Origin of the sequence: Sphingobium agri (assembly GCF_023051225.1) — a bacterium.
GTDB lineage: Bacteria > Pseudomonadota > Alphaproteobacteria > Sphingomonadales > Sphingomonadaceae > Sphingobium > Sphingobium agri.
The window spans coordinates 199006-214941 of the sequence record NZ_JALKHS010000018.1 but is presented as its reverse complement, the minus strand read 5'-3'; the positions used below and the strand labels follow the sequence as shown (position 1 = coordinate 214941).

18 protein-coding genes are annotated in these 15936 nt (G+C 62.2%); 8 read left to right on the top strand and 10 right to left on the bottom strand.

Features of this window, described 5'->3' with window-relative positions:
- Positions 1 to 16: 16 nt before the first annotated feature.
- Positions 17 to 2200, bottom strand: a complete 2184-nt coding sequence (gene uvrB / locus MU848_RS16625; RefSeq protein ID WP_201515489.1) for an excinuclease ABC subunit UvrB — start codon at positions 2198 to 2200, stop codon at positions 17 to 19.
- Between the two features lie 76 nt (positions 2201 to 2276).
- Between uvrB and MU848_RS16620 the strand changes: the two genes are divergently transcribed.
- The 5 genes from MU848_RS16620 to MU848_RS16600 all read left to right on the top strand — a co-directional run bounded on the left by MU848_RS16620 (position 2277) and on the right by MU848_RS16600 (position 5186).
- A complete protein-coding gene (locus MU848_RS16620) occupies positions 2277 to 3098 on the top strand; it encodes an acid phosphatase (protein WP_236575050.1) in 822 nt (273 codons plus the stop codon).
- 87 nt (positions 3099 to 3185) lie between these two features.
- A complete protein-coding gene (locus MU848_RS16615) occupies positions 3186 to 3722 on the top strand; it encodes a DUF3617 domain-containing protein (RefSeq protein WP_097092656.1) in 537 nt (178 codons plus the stop codon).
- Positions 3723 to 3726: 4 nt separating this feature from the next.
- A complete protein-coding gene (locus MU848_RS16610; RefSeq protein ID WP_201531041.1) occupies positions 3727 to 4005 on the top strand; it encodes an HNH endonuclease in 279 nt (92 codons plus the stop codon).
- Between the two features lie 77 nt (positions 4006 to 4082).
- Positions 4083 to 4583, top strand: a complete 501-nt coding sequence (locus MU848_RS16605) for a DUF3617 domain-containing protein (protein ID WP_247234300.1) — start codon at positions 4083 to 4085, stop codon at positions 4581 to 4583.
- A 129-nt stretch (positions 4584 to 4712) separates the two neighbouring features.
- Positions 4713 to 5186 (top strand): hypothetical protein, encoded by a 474-nt coding sequence (locus tag MU848_RS16600; RefSeq protein WP_247234298.1) that lies wholly within the window; start codon positions 4713 to 4715, stop codon positions 5184 to 5186.
- A 1-nt stretch (position 5187) separates the two neighbouring features.
- On the opposite strand, the gene MU848_RS16595 is transcribed toward MU848_RS16600, so the two are convergent.
- From MU848_RS16595 to MU848_RS16585, 3 genes are all read right to left on the bottom strand, one after another.
- Positions 5188 to 6408, bottom strand: coding sequence for an MBL fold metallo-hydrolase (locus MU848_RS16595; RefSeq protein ID WP_247234296.1), 1221 nt, complete (start codon positions 6406 to 6408; stop codon positions 5188 to 5190).
- A 79-nt stretch (positions 6409 to 6487) separates the two neighbouring features.
- Positions 6488 to 6799, bottom strand: a complete 312-nt coding sequence (locus tag MU848_RS16590; RefSeq protein WP_247234294.1) for a response regulator — start codon at positions 6797 to 6799, stop codon at positions 6488 to 6490.
- A gap of 6 nt (positions 6800 to 6805) precedes the next feature.
- Positions 6806 to 7696 carry an iron-containing redox enzyme family protein gene (locus MU848_RS16585; protein WP_247234292.1) on the bottom strand — a complete coding sequence of 297 codons (891 nt, stop codon included), beginning with the start codon at positions 7694 to 7696 and terminating at the stop codon, positions 6806 to 6808.
- Positions 7697 to 7850: 154 nt separating this feature from the next.
- On the opposite strand from MU848_RS16585, the gene MU848_RS16580 reads away from it, so the two are divergent.
- A complete protein-coding gene (locus MU848_RS16580) occupies positions 7851 to 8729 on the top strand; it encodes an oxygenase MpaB family protein (RefSeq protein WP_247234290.1) in 879 nt (292 codons plus the stop codon).
- Here the strand turns inward: MU848_RS16580 and MU848_RS16575 are convergent.
- A complete protein-coding gene (locus MU848_RS16575; RefSeq protein WP_247234288.1) occupies positions 8716 to 9759 on the bottom strand; it encodes an ATP-dependent DNA ligase in 1044 nt (347 codons plus the stop codon). The genes MU848_RS16580 and MU848_RS16575 overlap by 14 nt on opposite strands.
- A complete protein-coding gene (xth, locus tag MU848_RS16570) occupies positions 9756 to 10544 on the bottom strand; it encodes an exodeoxyribonuclease III (RefSeq protein ID WP_247234286.1) in 789 nt (262 codons plus the stop codon). Before xth ends, MU848_RS16575 begins: the two co-directional genes overlap by 4 nt.
- A 103-nt stretch (positions 10545 to 10647) precedes the next feature.
- Between xth and MU848_RS16565 the strand changes: the two genes are divergently transcribed.
- Positions 10648 to 10836: a hypothetical protein gene (locus MU848_RS16565; protein WP_247234284.1), complete on the top strand. Its 189-nt coding sequence runs from the start codon at positions 10648 to 10650 to the stop codon at positions 10834 to 10836.
- 213 nt (positions 10837 to 11049) lie between these two features.
- Here MU848_RS16565 and MU848_RS16560 read toward each other — a convergent pair whose 3' ends face one another.
- The 3 genes from MU848_RS16560 to MU848_RS16550 form a co-directional block, all read right to left on the bottom strand.
- The gene (locus MU848_RS16560) at positions 11050 to 11634 is read right to left on the bottom strand and encodes an alpha-ketoglutarate-dependent dioxygenase AlkB (RefSeq protein WP_097090756.1); all 585 of its coding nucleotides are present in this window, start codon (positions 11632 to 11634) and stop codon (positions 11050 to 11052) included.
- Entirely contained in the window at positions 11631 to 11894 is a 264-nt protein-coding gene (locus tag MU848_RS16555; RefSeq protein ID WP_247234282.1) for a hypothetical protein, read from the bottom strand. The genes MU848_RS16560 and MU848_RS16555 overlap by 4 nt, the downstream gene beginning before the upstream one ends.
- Before the next feature lie 79 nt (positions 11895 to 11973).
- The gene (locus MU848_RS16550; protein WP_247234280.1) at positions 11974 to 12792 is read right to left on the bottom strand and encodes an alpha/beta fold hydrolase; all 819 of its coding nucleotides are present in this window, start codon (positions 12790 to 12792) and stop codon (positions 11974 to 11976) included.
- A 173-nt stretch (positions 12793 to 12965) separates the two neighbouring features.
- On the opposite strand from MU848_RS16550, the gene MU848_RS16545 reads away from it, so the two are divergent.
- A complete protein-coding gene (locus MU848_RS16545) occupies positions 12966 to 13583 on the top strand; it encodes a hypothetical protein (RefSeq protein ID WP_247234278.1) in 618 nt (205 codons plus the stop codon).
- 58 nt (positions 13584 to 13641) lie between these two features.
- On the opposite strand, the gene katG is transcribed toward MU848_RS16545, so the two are convergent.
- Positions 13642 to 15891 carry a catalase/peroxidase HPI gene (gene katG, locus MU848_RS16540; protein WP_247234276.1) on the bottom strand — a complete coding sequence of 750 codons (2250 nt, stop codon included), beginning with the start codon at positions 15889 to 15891 and terminating at the stop codon, positions 13642 to 13644.
- Positions 15892 to 15936 lie beyond the last annotated feature (45 nt).

The window sequence follows — 15936 nt, the reverse complement described above, 5'->3', positions numbered from 1 at the left end:
TCATGCTGAACTTGCGTCAGCGCCCGAACTTCCGCTGGGTCTTGCCGTAGCGCAGCTTGCGCGTGCCGGGCTTGCCTTCGGTGGCGCGGCCGCGCGGCGATGCCACCTGCTCGTCCATGGGCAGGCCAAGCTCGTCGGCCTCCAGCTTGCGGATTTCGTCGCGGATGCGGCCTGCTTCCTCGAATTCCAGGTCGGCGGCGGCGGCACGCATCTTCTTTTCCAGATCCTCGATATAGGCGCGCAGGTTATGGCCGACGAGGTGCGGGCGGTCCTCCAGACCCGTGTCGACCGTGACCTGATCCTTGCTCGCCACATGGGCGATGATGTCGCCGATGTTGCGCTTGATCGTTGTCGGCGTGATCCCGTGTTCGAGATTATAGGCCTCCTGCTTCTCGCGGCGGCGGCTGGTTTCGTTGAGGGCGCGCTCCATGCTGCCGGTGATGCGATCGGCATAGAGGATGACCCGCCCCTCGACATTGCGCGCGGCGCGGCCGATGGTCTGGATGAGCGAGGTTTCGGAGCGCAGAAAGCCTTCCTTGTCCGCGTCAAGGATCGCGACGAGCCCGCATTCGGGAATGTCGAGCCCTTCGCGCAGCAGGTTGATGCCGACCAGCACGTCATAAACGCCCAGGCGCAAGTCGCGGATCAGTTCGATACGCTCCAGCGTCTCGACGTCGCTGTGCATGTATCGGACCTTCAAGCCCGCCTCATGCATGAACTCGGTCAGGTCCTCGGCCATGCGCTTGGTGAGCGTGGTAACGAGCGTGCGATAACCCTTCTTCGCCGTCTCCCTGGCTTCATGGATCAGGTCGTCCACCTGATCCTCGACCGGCTTGATCTCCACTGGCGGGTCGATGAGGCCAGTGGGGCGGATGACCTGTTCGGAAAAGACGCCGCCGGTCTGCTCCATTTCCCATGAGCCGGGGGTTGCCGAAACGCTGACCGTCTGCGGCCGCATCGCATCCCATTCGTTGAAGCGCAGCGGGCGATTGTCGATGCAGCTTGGAAGACGGAAACCATATTCGGCGAGCGTGATCTTGCGCCGATGGTCGCCGCGCGCCATCGCCCCGATCTGGGGGATGGTCTGGTGGCTTTCGTCCACGAACAGCAGCGCGTTTTCGGGCAGATATTCGAAGAGAGTCGGCGGCGGTTCACCGGGCAGGCGGCCGGTCAGAAAGCGGGAATAATTCTCGATCCCGGCGCAGGAGCCTGTTGCGGCGATCATTTCGAGGTCGAAATTCGTCCGCTGCTCCAGTCGCTGCGCCTCCAGCAGCTTGCCCTCTGCGACGAGTTCCTTCAGCCGCTCGGCGAGTTCGAAGCGGATCGCCTCCATCGCCTGCTTCAGCGTCGGACCGGGCGTCACATGGTGCGAATTGGGGAAGACCTTCACATAGTCGAGGCTGGCGATCTTCTTGCCCGTGAGCGGATCGAACTCGACGATCTCTTCGATCTCATTGCCGAAGAAGCTGATGCGCCAGGCCGTGTCCTCATAGTGGGATGGGAAAACTTCCAGATTGTCGCCCTTCACCCGGAAGTTGCCGCGGGCAAAGGCGGCGTCGTTGCGCTTATATTGCAGCGCCACCAGCTTGCGGATGATCTCCCGCTGATCCTCCACTGCGCCCTTCTTCATCGGGAAGGTCATCGCCGAATAGGTTTCGACCGACCCGATGCCGTAAAGGCAGGAGACAGACGCGACGATCAGCACATCGTCCCGCTCGAGCAGAGCGCGGGTGGCGGAGTGGCGCATTCGGTCGATCGCCTCGTTCACGCTCGACTCCTTTTCGATATAGGTATCGGAGCGCGGCACATAGGCTTCGGGCTGGTAATAGTCGTAATAGCTGACGAAATATTCGACAGCATTTTCCGGGAAGAAGCTCTTGAACTCGCCATAGAGTTGCGCGGCGAGAATCTTGTTGGGCGCGAGGATCAGAGCGGGGCGTTGCATCGCCTCGATCACCTTCGCCATGGTGAACGTCTTGCCCGAACCAGTGACGCCCAACAGCACCTGGTCCTTTTCCCCCGCCCGCGCCTGTTCCACCAGTTCGGCGATCGCGGTGGGCTGGTCACCCGAGGGCTCATAGTCCGAAACCAGCTTGAACGGACGCCCGCCCTCGCTCTTTTCCGGGCGCGCGGGACGGTGGGGGACGAAGCCTTCGCCGGTCTGGGGCTCGTCCAGCGTTGTGCGAATCTGAATGGACATGCGGGCCAATATGGGCATGGTCCCGCACCACAGCAATGTGGGGCAGGCATCCCATGTAACGATAGCGGAGGACTCGATGCGCAAGGCCATTTTTCTGTTCACTTCGATGGCCATGTTGCAGGCATGCGCGACGACCACGGCCGGGACGGGATCGGCGCAGACGCCGCCATCGGTGATGCAAGGGACAAAGGCGCGCACCGCCAGCTATCTGGGCGGCGGCGCGCTGCCCGACGGCCTTATGCTGTCTCCGCCGCCTCCAGCGGCTGGATCAGCGGCCGAAGCGCGCGATAAGGAAGGGGCAGCCGCCGCTCTTGCCATGCGCGGCAGCGCGCGGTGGGATCTCGCCAAGGCGGATGCGGATCTGCGCCCAGCCCACGCCGCTGCCGCATTTTCCTGCTCCGCCGGCATTCTCATCGATCAGGCGCATACTCCTGCGCTTGTCCGCCTTCTGTCACGGGCCATGGGCGATCTCGGCGGCTCTACCGGCGAGGTGAAGAAGCGGTACATGCGGCAGCGTCCCTTCATGGTGAATGGGCAGCCGATGTGCACCCCGGACTGGGACAAGGTTCTGCGCCGTGACGGCTCCTATCCTTCCGGCCACAGCGCGATCGGCTATGGCTTTGGCCTTATCCTGGCCGAAGTCATGCCGGAGAGGGCGGCAAAGCTGGTCGCGCGTGGCCGCGCGATGGGGGACAGCCGCCGCATCTGCAATGTGCACTGGTTGAGCGATATCGAGGAGGGACGCGTCATCGCCTCGGCCACGGTGATGCGCCTCAATGCCGATCCCGCCTTCGCCGCCGATCTCGCCGCCGCCCGCAAGGAGGTCGCGGCGCAGCAGAGCAAATCCGCCGAGGCCGCGCCCGATTGCGCGCAGGAGGCGGCGGCGCTGGGTCAATAGCCGCAGGATCATTTTCCATCCCTCGTCTGTCCTGATATGCTGCCGATCAGAGAGGCCGGGCCATTCCGGCATCAACGGGGGAAAATCATGTTGAAAGCCTTGGCAGTCATTGTTCCTGCGGCGCTGTTGCTTGGCGGCTGCGGGGACAAGCCTTCGGGCGAACCGCAGAGCCGCGAGGAAGTGAGGGCAGAGGTGCAGAAGGTGCAGTTGAAGCCCGGCCAGTGGGAAGGAGCCTATACGCTCGAGGATATCGAGATGCCGAACGTGCAGGGCGGCGGCGATCAGATGAAAGAGCAGATGAAGAAGATGATGAGCCGCAGCTCGATCAAATATTGCGTCTCGCCTGAAGAAGCAGCGAACCCGAGCGGCAAGATGTTCTCTGGCCAGGAAAGCAAGGATTGCACCTACAAGGGCTTTGACGTCAGCGGCGGGTCGGTGAAAGGCGAGATCGCCTGCAAGTCGGAACATGGCACCATGAATGCCGTCATGTCCGGCAGCTACGCGCCCGAAAGCTATGAAATGCACATGGACATGAAGATGAGCGGTGCTCCCGGCGGCATGAACATGAGCATGAAGGCGAAGACGACGGGCAAGTGGGTCGGCGCGGACTGCGTCGCATCCTGATCTAATGGAAGGCGCGGAGGGCAGTTGCTGGCTTTGCGCGCGCCCGCTCGGAAAGCGTGTGGAATGGCATCATCCGGTGCCGAAGAGCCGGGGCGGGCGCGAGACGGTGCCCGTGCACCCGATTTGTCATCGCGCAATCCATGCGCAATTGAGCAATGTCGAGCTGGCCCGCACGCAAGGTGACGGCGCCGTTCTGCGCGCGCATCCTGGGATCGCCCGCTTCCTTGGCTGGGTCGCGAACAAACCGCCGGACTTTCACGCGCCCACCTACAGGAAGCGCTAGCGCCGCTTTTTCCCTTGCGCTTCGACGCGCGCCGAGCGAGCCTCTGACTGTTCCGCAAGAGAACAGGGGAAGAGGATATGCGAAAGACTATGATGGCGGCGCTGCCGCTCGCGATGACGCTTAGCTTGGCCGGATGCGGCAATGAGGCACCCAAAACGGAAGCGGTCGAGGCGCCGATCTTCATGAAGTCGGGTGAATGGACGATCACCCGCAAAACGACAGGCTACAACACTCCAACCGTGACGCCCGCCCAATATCAGGCGGCGCTCAAACAGGTTGATGAGGAAAAGCTGTGTATCGCCGTCGATGCAAAGGGAACGCCCGATGCGAATGCCCTGGCTGGGGATGAGGGCCAGGATTGCACCTACAAGGACAAGCTGCTGCGCAAGGGAAGGTTGATCGCTACCCTGTCCTGCAAGTCCGGCGCGGCCACCTCGGAAATCGCGCTGGAGGGCAATTACACTGCCGACACTCTGACGCTGGGCAGCACCATGACGAAGACGGCCGGGGGCAGCCCGGTCCTGCGCACGACCCATGACGTAACCGGCAAACGTACCGGCGAATGCAGCAAGGCCTGAAGCGGCCGTGATGAAAGGTCCTCCGCCGCCGCTCGGCGGAGGATCACCTGTCCGAAATCGCCAATGCCGAGAGCGGGCTTCTGTGCCATGTTCGCCCCGGCATTCATTGGAATGGCGGAGGGTTAAGACATGCTCTTTCATCTTTCGATCGCCGCGCATGATCCCAAGCATGTTGCAGAAGTCATCGCGGAAATGTGGCGCGGCGAGGCCTTTTACTTCCCGCCAGTCACGCCTGGTAGCTGGATCGCCTTTGCGGGCGACGACCGGGGCACCGCGATAGAGGTTTATCCGATCGATACGGTCCTGCGGGAGGAAGAAGGCGACGCCGATAGTTTTGGAGAGCGGACTGGTGAAAGCCGCTACACCGCCACCCATGCCGCGTTGGCCACCCCGCTATCCCGCGAAGAGATCATGGGGATCGCGCGGCGGGAAGGGTGGCCCGCCAAATATCGCAAGCGCGGCGGCGCCTTCGGTGTGATCGAACTGTGGATCGAAGGGCGGCAGATGATGGAGATGCTGACTGCCGAGATGCAGTCCGAATATCTGGCCGCGATGACGACGGACAATTGGCGCGCCATGTTGAAAGCAGGCGAGCCCGCCTGACCTATCGCAGCGCCCGGATGGCGCGCTGGTCGCATTTTTTCGGCCCTTGGCGCGCGGCCGTGTAGGCGGGGACCTGAATCGATTGGCCGATGCGCAGCGGCGCAAAGCGTTGGCGCCCTATGCCTTCGCATTTGAGGAACAGGTCCAGCATGCGGGGCGGCGTGTCCCATTTTTCATAAGATAGCCGGAATGTGCCCCAATGAATGGGGATGGCAGTCGATGCCTTTAGCTTTTCGAACACCTCGACCGCGCGCTGCGGCCCGATGTGCGAGTCCGCTTCCATCTGCCCCGGCCAGAAACGAAAGGCGCCGATAGGGATCATCGCGAGGCGGATCGGGCCTAGTCGCGCGGCTTCTACCGGCCATGCCATGTCGCCAGCGCCCGTGTCTCCCGCGAAGAAGATGTTGCCCGCACGGGTTTCGATCAGGAAGCTGGACCATAAAGCGCGGTTTCTGTCCGTGCCCCACCGGCTGCTCCAGTGATGATTGCGCAGCACATGGACACGATAGTCGGGACAATGTTCGTAATTTTCGCACTGGATGACTGTTTGCGTCCCCAGATTGTTCAGGGCGGCGCCGGACACGGACTGGCCCCAATCAAGCGCCATTGCGGGAATGCCCTTGTCTTTAAGGATGCGCTCATTCCCCAAGCTGACGATGATCTTGGGCCGGTCACGCTCCCATAATCTCCTGAGCGTGGGGATATCCATATGGTCGTAATGATTATGGCTGACGATGATGAGGTCGATTTTCGGCAGATCATCGAACCTGATGCCCGGCTGCGCCACGCGCTTCGGGCCCAGTGGCGGAAAAGGGCTCGCATAGTCGGACCAGATGGGGTCGGTAAGAATGTTGAGGCCCGCCGCCTGCACCAGCACTGTGGCGTGGCCGACCCAGGTCGCCCGCATGCCGCGCGGCGCTGCGAATGCCGGGGGGCGTGTGGGTTCTACAGCGACCGCCGTGGGCCATTCGGGGCGTTCATCCTGGCCCGTCAGCCAGCGGAGAAGAAATCCGCGCCGGTTCTTTCCCGGAGGACTGGAAAATTGGATTTCGCCATCAGGATTGAAGAAATGCTCGCCATCATAATGACGGCTGACTGGCCCGTCATAATAGATGCGGTCGAGGAAGGGCGGGATGATCGTGATCGCGAGACACAGCACGATAACGAGGAACAGCAGCGCGACGCCCGCTCCGCGAAAGACTTTCCCGATGATGCGGCCCATGCCGTCTCCTGCACTGATCACGATGCAGGGTCATAGCCTTGATATGGCGGGCGGCAAGAGCCGCTTCCGGCGTTCGGCCTCAATGACGCATGTGCCGCAGCCAGGGCAGCAATCGCTGTTGAAGGTCCTGCGCCCCGCTGTCCTCGCCTTCCAGGAAGGGAATGGCATAGGCTTCCAGATCGTCTTTCAACAGACTTTCGCTCCGGCTGTGGCGATGCAGGTCCACCACCGCGCCATCGGGAATATGCATGGCCAGTGCAGCCATGCCATCGCTGACGCTGGTATAAGGCCCATCGACCTCATAATCCTCCGCCAGCAGCAGATCGACCATCATGCCGGCAAGTTTAGGATCGTCTTCGACGACCAGAATACGGCCGTTTGATTGCGCCATCTTTGCCTACTCCAGGCCGAAATGGCTGCGGTAACGGTTGAAGCAGCGTTCGCCGCAGCTCAGGCGGATCAACGCGCCCTCTGCTATGGCGGTGGCGCGGCGGGGGTCTTCCGCGACCAGCGGCTTGATCGCCAGTTCGTTCCAGTCCCGGCTATGCTTGACGTCCAGCACCGCATGCAGATCGAAATATCGTCGCTCGGACTGGCTGAGCCCAATTCGTCGCAGTGCGCGAGCGGTGTGCGCCGATCGACCGGGCGCGGTTAGTTCGATCGCGCCCAGCGCGCCGACGCTGTGCCAGGCGTAGCAGCGCTGCGTCGCCATCGCGGTCATCGCGTTGGCGAGCGCCAGGCTTTCCCAGACCGTGGTCTCGATCGTCGGTGTCAGTTCGAGTGTCGTGACCAGCTGCGCGAGCATGGGGCCATGCATGCCCTTTTCCTGGCCGCGCCCCATTTCATCCCAATAATTGCGCGCGAGTTCCAACTTGGCGGAGTCTGGCAGCTTGACTTGCGTCGATGCGACGAGATCGTCAAAGCCAGCCTCGCCTGCCGCCTCCTGCGTCAGGAACCAGCGGATTTCGTCCCGGGACGCGTGGTCGGCGAGCCATGGGAACAGCGCATCATGCTGACCGGGGCCGGTTTGTTCGAGCGCTTCGAACCATTGGATGAAGCCTTCTGGATCAGTCGGGGCTTGTGCAGCACGATCACGGACCATGGCGCGCAGCTCTTCCATGAATCCATGTTCCAGGCGGAGCATGGCTTCGTCCTGGCGGAACCGGCTTTCCCAATCCTCCGGATAGGACGGCGCGAGCCGTTGCCGATTCCAATGGCTGAGGCGCTGCTGAAAACTTTGTTGAAGAAATTGCGACTCGCACTCGGGTGCGATGAAACGGGTAGCCACGGAAAATGCTCTCCTGATTGTACCCCTGTTCAATTCAGGGGAGGGCGTGGCGTTCCCTTTAAAATGCCTAATCGGGATCAGTATCCTGGCGTTTGCCCAATCAAATTGGCATCGACTCGCGGATTTGCGCGTTTGTCGCGGCAGGAGGATTTTCATGCTGCTGCTACCTCATCACGCGCTACGGCAGATGGTCCAGCACAATGTCGCCAAGGTCTTTGGGTCTGGCGGGGAAAGGATCAACCTCGACACGCCCCTTGGTGACCAGGGGCTGTTCGGGCAGCAATCCATGGCGTGGCGCGTGCATCAGGATTTCACGAGCATGATGACCGGCGGCATCGCCGCGCTCCTGCTTCAGATGCTTCATCCTGCTGCGCTTGCTGGAATATGGGACCATAGCCGCTTTCGAGAGGATCGTAGCGGGCGGTTGCGGCGGACGGCTCAGTTCATCGCGGGCACGACCTATGGCGCGACCGCCGAAGCCGAACGCCTGATCGCGCATGTCCGCGTCGTGCATGATCGGGTGGAGGGAGAACTGCCGGATGGAACCCATTATCGCGCGAGCGATCCACAGCTGTTGCGCTGGGTCCATGTCGCAGAGGTCTATTGCTTCCTGACAGCCTATCGCCGCTACCGATCCCCCATCGTAAGCCTGCGGGAGCAGAACCGCTATTATGGGGAAATGGCCGGTCTTGCCGAACGGCTGGGTGCTGCGCCCGTTCCTCGCACCGGTGCGCAAGTGCGGGAATATCTATCCGCCATGCGGCCGCAGCTTCGCAGCGATGAGCGGACGAGGGAGATTGTGTCCCTCCTGGCCGAACCCACGCCGGGCTTGCTCAACGCGCCCTTCAGCAAGGTTGCGATCGACGCGGCGATCGATCTGCTGCCGCCCTGGGCAGCGCGCATGCATGGCTTTGAGCTGGGGCCTGGCCGCCATGTGACACGGGCGCAGCTGGCGGGGATGGGGCTTCTTATGCGCTGGGCGCTGGACGGCGGGGCTGCGAGCCGGGCTGAGCGGCGGGTCAGTCAAGCCTAAGCAGCTGATTGATCTCGGCCGGGCGCAGTTCCGCTTGCAACTGGTCGCATGTGCATTGGCGCGGCGCTTTGTCGGGACGCCAGCGCAGGAGGCGGGTGCCGTGGCGAAAGCGCCCGCCGGTCACCTGATCGTAGATGACCTCCACCACCAATTCGGGACCCAGCGGCTCCCAGGCGCTCTCCTCGCCTTTGTTCCAGCGGCTCGGGCCACCCGGCGCCTTGCCGGTGAAGCCGGAGCCACCGGCTAGCGGCTCAAGGCGTTTTAGCAGATGGGCGCGCTCATCAGCCTTGAACGCGGAGGTGAAGCCGACATGGTTGAGTTTGCCTGCTTCATCATAGAGCCCCAGCAGCAGGGATGCAGCGCCGCCACCATCAGCCGTGCGGCGGAATCCGCCGACCACGCAATCGGCGCTGCGGTAATTTTTCATCTTCATCATGGCGCGTTCGCCGGAGCGATATGGCGCATCTAATGGCTTGGCGATAATGCCATCCAGCGCGCCGCCGCTTCCTTCCAGCCAGCGGTCGGCATCCTCGATCCGTTTACTTGCGGGCGACAGGAGCAGCGTTTTTGTCCCATTCTTTGCGTGAAAGCGCTCCAAGGCCGCGCGGCGTTCGTGCAAGGGAGAGTCCATCAGGTCGCTCCGCCCCAGCGACAGGCAATCGAACAGCATCAGCTGCGCCGGAGTTTCGCGGGACAGGCGCATAATTCTGCTTTCCGCTGGGTGCAGCCTTTGCTGCAAAGCATCGAAGGAAAGAACGCCTTCCACGGGCAGGATCAACTCGCCGTCCAGCACATAGCGGCTCTCGGCCGTTGCAAGCAGGGCATCCATGATCTCCGGAAAGAAGCGTGCCAGCGACTTGCCGGATTTAGACCGTATGTCAGCTTGCTCGCCGTCACGGCCGACGATAGCGCGGAAGCCGTCCCATTTGGGTTCATATTGCCATCCCGGAGACGCCGGCAGTTCGGACACGAGCCGCGCCTCCATCGGCAGCGGCAAGGCAAGCTCCATCGGGTCTTCCGCTCCGGTCATGGCTCCTCTCCGCTCATATCCAGCGTGATGACCACGGGCGCATGGTCGCTCGTCTTTTCCCAAGCGCGAGGCCGGGTGTCCACTTCGGCGGCCACCAGCTTGGCTGACGCCACCGGGTTCAGCAGCGCGTGATCGATCCGCAGACCAGCATTGCGCTCGAAGGAGCCACGCCAATATTTCCAGAAACTGTAGATCACCTCATCCGGATGCAACTGCCGGATCGCATCGCTCCATCCCTGATCGAGGAGGCGTCGGTAGGCAGCGCGCACCTCCGGGGCGAACAGGGCATCGTCGCGCCACCGATCGGGAACATAAACGTCAAGGTCAGTCGGCATCACATTATAATCGCCAGCGACGATCACCGGCGCGTCGACATCAACGAGCGAAGCCATATGGCTGTGCAGCCGATCGAACCAGCGCAGCTTGAAATCGAATTTGGGGCCAGGGCGAGGATTGCCGTTCGGAAGGTAGAGGCAGGCAATGAGGACCCCATTCACCGCTGCTTCGATGTAGCGGCTCTGCACATCATTCGGGTCGCCCGGCAATCCGCGCCGCGTTTCATGAATCGCGCCAACACGGCTAAGGATCGCGACGCCGTTCCACCGGCTCTGCCCGTGCCATATTGCATCATATCCCGCATCGCGGATCGCCCGCTCGGGAAAATTCTCCTGCGGAGCCTTCAGCTCCTGCAAGCACACAATGTCTGGCTCGGCCTGCTCCAGCCATCGCAGCAGCACGGGAAGACGTCCATTGACGCCGTTCACATTGTAAGTCGCGATCTTCATGTCTTTTCAGCAAGACGCTCCGCGGCTCGATTGGTTCGACGAGGGCAGGAACGACGCCGTCGCCAGCCCGTTCTTTCGCCAAGGCATCCAAGGAGCGAATGACGTGGACCACGACCAGAACAAATGCCCGACCAACGAAACCGAGATCGTCAAGAAGGCATCGCCCAAGCCGCAGCCGCCAACCGAGAAGGAGCGGAAGCAGATTGCCGACGCTCAAGAGAAGGCGCAGAAGGATCAGGAAGAACTGCGCTCGGCAGGATTTGGCGACCACAAGGGGACGGAAGGCTTCTGATAGCCGCCCAAGTCAAAAGGCCGCCCGGCTGGTTCCGGACGGCCTTTCCATTGTCAGCCGATTGGACGCGCTCAGAAGAGGCGGACCCCCGCGGCGGAGGTCAGGCTCTTCATTTCTGCCGTGATCGGCATAAGACAATGAGACATCAGACCACCTCCTTTCCGTTGTTGACGATGACCGCGATATGGGTGCCCGAACGGCGAGAACAAGGGGTCAGTTGCGTGCCATTACCGCGGCCTTCGGGGAGAGCGACCGGAAGGTGATCGACCAGCGGCGCGTGTCCATGCCCGCGATGCTATGCTCCCACGCATGCCGTGCTTCGCCTGAGAGATGATATATGGATCTGCGTGACACCGGTAGCGAGATGCGATCGAAGCCTTTTGCCGTCCGCCTGCGGAAGCGCAATGTGGTGGCTCTGCCCAAGGAAATGCCAACAACATGTTCGAAGACCGGACGGTCCCGGTGCCAGCCTATACCAGCGCCCGGATCGTAGCGGATCAACAAAGCCTGGACGAGGTCGGCATCCGCCAGCCCTGCGAAGGATGCTGCCCGCGCCTTGATCGGCCGGAGCCAGGGCGGGATCGGCTCGCTCGGGCCAAATCGGCCATTGTCGAAGTCATAGGTCCAGCCAAGCGACAGCGTCAGCCTTTTGCCGGTCCATCCCTGAAAGCGGAAGGGCGTCAGAGGCAGCTCATCGATTTTTGTGATGAGCATCGACTCTTCGTCAGGGTCCAGCATGTCGTCCCGGTAATCGAGCCCGGGAATGAGAGGCGTTTCGAACAGGTTGGTCTGCGTCATTTTCTACGCCGGGAAAGCCGCCGTTGATTGCGGGCCACCGCCTTGCGGTAATGGGCGATGGAGTTGCGCATGGCTGCGTCAGGATCAGTGCCAAGAGTGCCGGTGAGCGCTTTCCACTGCAGCGCGCCGACCGCTTCTATCTTCTCGGCAACCATAAGACGGGCCTCCCGCGCTGCAGCGGAATTGCCCGCTAGCAGCTTGGGTATTCGTAGGGCGATCACCATCCATGCCTCTACCCCCAGCTGCCAGCTGTCGATCATGAGGCTGAATGGATTGGCCTTCACCATAGTGGGTAAAGTCGTGCCCCGGCCGTGAGTTCCACGTCCGGGGCAAGGCTGTTCAACGGGCGAGGAAGTCCAGCAGATCGGCGTTCAGCCGGTCCGGCGCGGTCGCGAACAGGCCATGTGGTTCGCCATCATATTCGATCAGTTGCGCGCCCGGAATGGCAGCCGCCGCTGCTCGTCCGGTGGGATCGATCGGCACCGTTTTGTCGCTGGTTCCGTGGATAATGAGCGTCGGAATGTCGAACGCGGGAAGGTCCGGCCGGAAGTCGGTGCGGCCGAAGGCGTTGATGCAATCGACCGTCGCCTTGGGGCTCGCCATTATCGCGAGGGCAAAGGTCCAGTCGAGCAGCCCGTTGCTGACCGGCTTGGATACCAGGCCGATGCCGTAGAATGTCTTGGCGAAACTTTGCAGGAAAGCGAAACGGTCCTCCCGCACCTGTGCCTGCAATTGGTCGAACACGGAATCATCGACGCCGTCGGGGTTGCTGTCATCCTTCAGCATGTATGGAACGACCGAACTGACCAACGCGGCCCTGTCCACCTTCGCCGATCCATAGCGCGAGAGATAGCGAGCGATTTCGCCACCGCCCATGGAAAAGCCGACGAGCGACACCTTGGGTGCGCCCACCTTGTCGATGACGGCCGCAAGGTCGGCGGCGAAAACATCATAATTATAGCCGTCCGCAGGATGCCCCGACTGCCCGAAACCGCGACGGTCGTAGGTGATCACCCGATAGCCCGCTTCGAGCAGCGCCAGCGTCTGATATTCCCACATGTCGCCGGTCAGCGGCCAGCCGTGGATCAGGATCACCGGCTGGCCCGAACCCATGTCCTTCACATGGATGACATGACCTTCGGAGGTTTCGATATGCATGGAGCCACTCCTTCTACTAGGAAGTGACCGCAACCGGTGGCGCCGCGTATCGTTCCGTACGCTCCATCGACCCGCTCTGCGCGCCGTTGGGGAACCATGGCCCTCCATCCCGGTTGAACAGCATAGAGCGGCGGGCGCCATAATCGGCCTAACACACAGGCCAAGGAGATGTCATGGTGACGCTCACTCCGCTGGAAATCGGCTTGGGACTGGTCGTCCTTGTCCTGCTGGCCGGAATAGCCGTGTTGATCATGCGCAACAGGCAGCGCGCCAATCTGCGGTCGAAGTTCGGGTCTGAATATGCGCGCACCGTCGAGGAGACGGGAAGCTCACGCAGAGCCGAAGCAGAATTGCAGGAGAGGGAAAAGCGCGTTGCGAGCTTTTCGTTGCGCCGTCTTTCGCCGCAGCAGATCGACATGTTCAACGATGGCTGGATGAAGGTGCAGAACCAGTTCGTCGACGATCCGCAGGGCGCGGTTTCGCGCGCCGACGTGCTGCTGACGGAAGTCATGGAAGCGCGCGGCTATCCAATTGCCGACTTCGACCGGCGCTCGGCCGACCTGTCGGTCGATCATCCCGAAGTGGTGCAAAATTATCGTTCAGCGCACGACATCGCGATCCGTCACGCGCGTGGCGAGGCCGATACCGAAGATCTGCGCCAGGGGATGATCCATTATCGCGCCCTGTTTGAAGAGCTTGTGCACGAGCCTGGAGAGCCCAACGGCATGTCGCACATGACGCGGCCCAGCCGGTTCGGCGAGCCCGACTATGGCCGCCGCGATCTTCATTGATCCTTGACGGTAGGTTGCCGCCGCAGCTCCTCCTGGGAAGACTGCGGCGGCTTCATGCTCAGGCGGTGGCTGTCAGACCCGACCGGCGAAGGTCGAAGCGATCGGCATCCATCACCTTGACCCAGGCGTTGACGAAGTCATCGACGAACTTCCTGCCCGCATCGGCGCAAGCATAGGCTTCCGACAAGGCGCGCAGTTGCGAGTTCGATCCGAAAACCAGGTCGACGCGCGTGCCCGTCCACTTCTGCTCGCCAGAATTGCGGCAGGTGCCGATGAACACATCGCCCTTCTCGCTTTCCGCCTTCCACGCCGTGCCCATGTCGAGCAGGTTGACGAAAAAGTCGTTGGTAAGCTGCCCCTGCCGATCCGTGAACACGCCATGCTTCGATCCGCCATGGCTGACCCCAAGCACGCGCAGCCCGCCGACCAGTACCGTCATCTGCGGCGCGCTCAGCCGCAGCAGGTTCGCGCGATCGATCAGCAGTTCTTCCACCGGTACGCGATAGCTGACCGGCAGATAGTTGCGGAAGCCGTCCACTTTGGGTTCGAGTACGGCGAAGCCATCGACATCGGTCTGTTCCTGCGACGCGTCGGTGCGGCCCGGTGTGAACGGCACGGTCACATCATGCCCTGCGTCCTTCGCCGCCTGTTCGATGCCGACACTTCCACCCAGCACGATGAGGTCTGCGATGCTGACTTTCTTGCCACCGGATGCGGCGCCGTCGAACCCGGCCTTGATGCCTTCCAGCACGCCAAGCACGCGGGCCAGCTGATCGGGCTGGTTCACCTCCCAATCCTTTTGCGGCGCGAGGCGGATGCGGCCGCCATTGGCGCCGCCGCGCTTGTCCGATCCGCGGAAAGTGGATGCCGACGCCCACGCCGTCTGCACAAGTTCGGACACAGTCAGTCCGGAAGACGCGATCTCCTGCTTCAGCGCGGCGATATCGGCCTCCTCGATCTGCGCATAGTCGGCTGCCGGGATCGGGTCCTGCCAGATCAGGTCCTCGGCCGGAACGTCTGGGCCAAGATAGCGGCTCTTGGGCCCCATGTCGCGATGGCACAGCTTGAACCAAGCGCGCGCGAAGGCATCGGCGAATGCGTCCGGATCATTGCGGAAGCGTTCGGCGATCTTGCGATATTCCGGGTCTTCCCTGAACGCCATGTCGGCGGTGGTCATCATCGTCGGCAATCGCTTGTCGGGGCTATGCGCGCCCGGCGCCATGTCTTCGGGCTTCTGGTTGACGGGCTGCCACTGATGCGCGCCCGCGGGGCTCTTCACCAGTTCATAGTCATAGTCTAGCAGCATGTGAAAGAAGCTCATGTCCCACTGGATGGGCGTCGGCGTCCATGCGCCTTCGATCCCGCTGGTGATCGTGTGATCGCCAACGCCGCTTTCATGCCCACTCTGCCAGCCGAGCCCCTGCTGCGCTATGTCTGCGCCTTCCGGTTCTGCCCCGATCTTCGCAGCATCGCCTGCGCCATGCGCCTTGCCGAAGGTGTGACCGCCAGCGGTCAGCGCCAGTGTCTCTTCGTCATTCATGCCCATTCGTGCGAAGGTTTCGCGAATGTCGCGAGCCGATTGGAGCGGGTCGGGATTGCCGCCCGGTCCTTCAGGGTTGACGTAGATGAGGCCCATCTGGATCGCCGCGAGCGGTTCTTCCAGCGCCATTTCCTTGTCGGGCTGAATGCGGGTCTGGTTGTCTGCATGCCCGACCCACTGTTCTTCCGTGCCCCAGTAAATGTCCTTTTCCGGTTCCCACACATCTTCGCGTCCGCCGCCGAAGCCGAAGACGGGCCCGCCCATGGATTCAATCGCGACATTGCCCGTCAGGATCATCAGGTCCGCCCAGGACAGCTTGCGGCCATATTTCTGCTTGATGGGCCAGAGCAGGCGGCGCGCCTTGTCCAGATTGGCGTTGTCAGGCCAACTGTTGAGCGGCGCGAAACGCTGCCCGCCCGAAGACGCGCCGCCGCGCCCGTCACCGGTGCGATAAGTGCCTGCACTGTGCCACGCCATGCGGATGAAGAAGGGGCCATAATGCCCATAGTCAGCCGGCCACCATGGCTGGCTGTCGGTCATCAGCGCGTGGAGGTCCTTCTTGACCGCTTCCAGATCAAGACTGGCGAACTCCTTCGCATAATCGAAAGAGTCCCCCATCGGGTTGGCGTGTGCGCCATTTTGATGAAGGATTTCGAGAGATAATTGGTTCGGCCACCAGTCGCGGTTGGTGCGTCCGAGCAATGACCGGAGCGCGGCCGGTTCCTTCATTGGGCAGCTCAGCGGGCTTCCACCAGTTTTTGCGTCCATGATTGGCTCTCCTCTTGAATACAGGGAGTAGGCTAGGCTCGACAC

What these genes read in the sequence shown, in the direction of transcription:
- MU848_RS16615 (WP_097092656.1), top strand. Translation starts at nt 3,186, where the DNA reads ATGTTGAAAGCCTTGGCAGTCATTGTTCCTGCGGCGCTGTTGCTTGGC.
- MU848_RS16610 (WP_201531041.1), top strand. Translation starts at nt 3,727, where the DNA reads ATGGAAGGCGCGGAGGGCAGTTGCTGGCTTTGCGCGCGCCCGCTCGGA.
- MU848_RS16555 (WP_247234282.1), bottom strand. Translation starts at nt 11,894, where the DNA reads ATGATCGACAGCTGGCAGCTGGGGGTAGAGGCATGGATGGTGATCGCC.
- MU848_RS16590 (WP_247234294.1), bottom strand. Translation starts at nt 6,799, where the DNA reads ATGGCGCAATCAAACGGCCGTATTCTGGTCGTCGAAGACGATCCTAAA.
- MU848_RS16560 (WP_097090756.1), bottom strand. Translation starts at nt 11,634, where the DNA reads ATGACGCAGACCAACCTGTTCGAAACGCCTCTCATTCCCGGGCTCGAT.
- MU848_RS16600 (WP_247234298.1), top strand. Translation starts at nt 4,713, where the DNA reads ATGCTCTTTCATCTTTCGATCGCCGCGCATGATCCCAAGCATGTTGCA.
- MU848_RS16550 (WP_247234280.1), bottom strand. Translation starts at nt 12,792, where the DNA reads ATGCATATCGAAACCTCCGAAGGTCATGTCATCCATGTGAAGGACATG.
- MU848_RS16545 (WP_247234278.1), top strand. Translation starts at nt 12,966, where the DNA reads ATGGTGACGCTCACTCCGCTGGAAATCGGCTTGGGACTGGTCGTCCTT.
- MU848_RS16605 (WP_247234300.1), top strand. Translation starts at nt 4,083, where the DNA reads ATGCGAAAGACTATGATGGCGGCGCTGCCGCTCGCGATGACGCTTAGC.
- katG (WP_247234276.1), bottom strand. Translation starts at nt 15,891, where the DNA reads ATGGACGCAAAAACTGGTGGAAGCCCGCTGAGCTGCCCAATGAAGGAA.
- MU848_RS16595 (WP_247234296.1), bottom strand. Translation starts at nt 6,408, where the DNA reads ATGGGCCGCATCATCGGGAAAGTCTTTCGCGGAGCGGGCGTCGCGCTG.
- xth (WP_247234286.1), bottom strand. Translation starts at nt 10,544, where the DNA reads ATGAAGATCGCGACTTACAATGTGAACGGCGTCAATGGACGTCTTCCC.
- MU848_RS16620 (WP_236575050.1), top strand. Translation starts at nt 2,277, where the DNA reads ATGCGCAAGGCCATTTTTCTGTTCACTTCGATGGCCATGTTGCAGGCA.
- MU848_RS16575 (WP_247234288.1), bottom strand. Translation starts at nt 9,759, where the DNA reads ATGACCGGAGCGGAAGACCCGATGGAGCTTGCCTTGCCGCTGCCGATG.
- MU848_RS16580 (WP_247234290.1), top strand. Translation starts at nt 7,851, where the DNA reads ATGCTGCTGCTACCTCATCACGCGCTACGGCAGATGGTCCAGCACAAT.
- uvrB (WP_201515489.1), bottom strand. Translation starts at nt 2,200, where the DNA reads ATGTCCATTCAGATTCGCACAACGCTGGACGAGCCCCAGACCGGCGAA.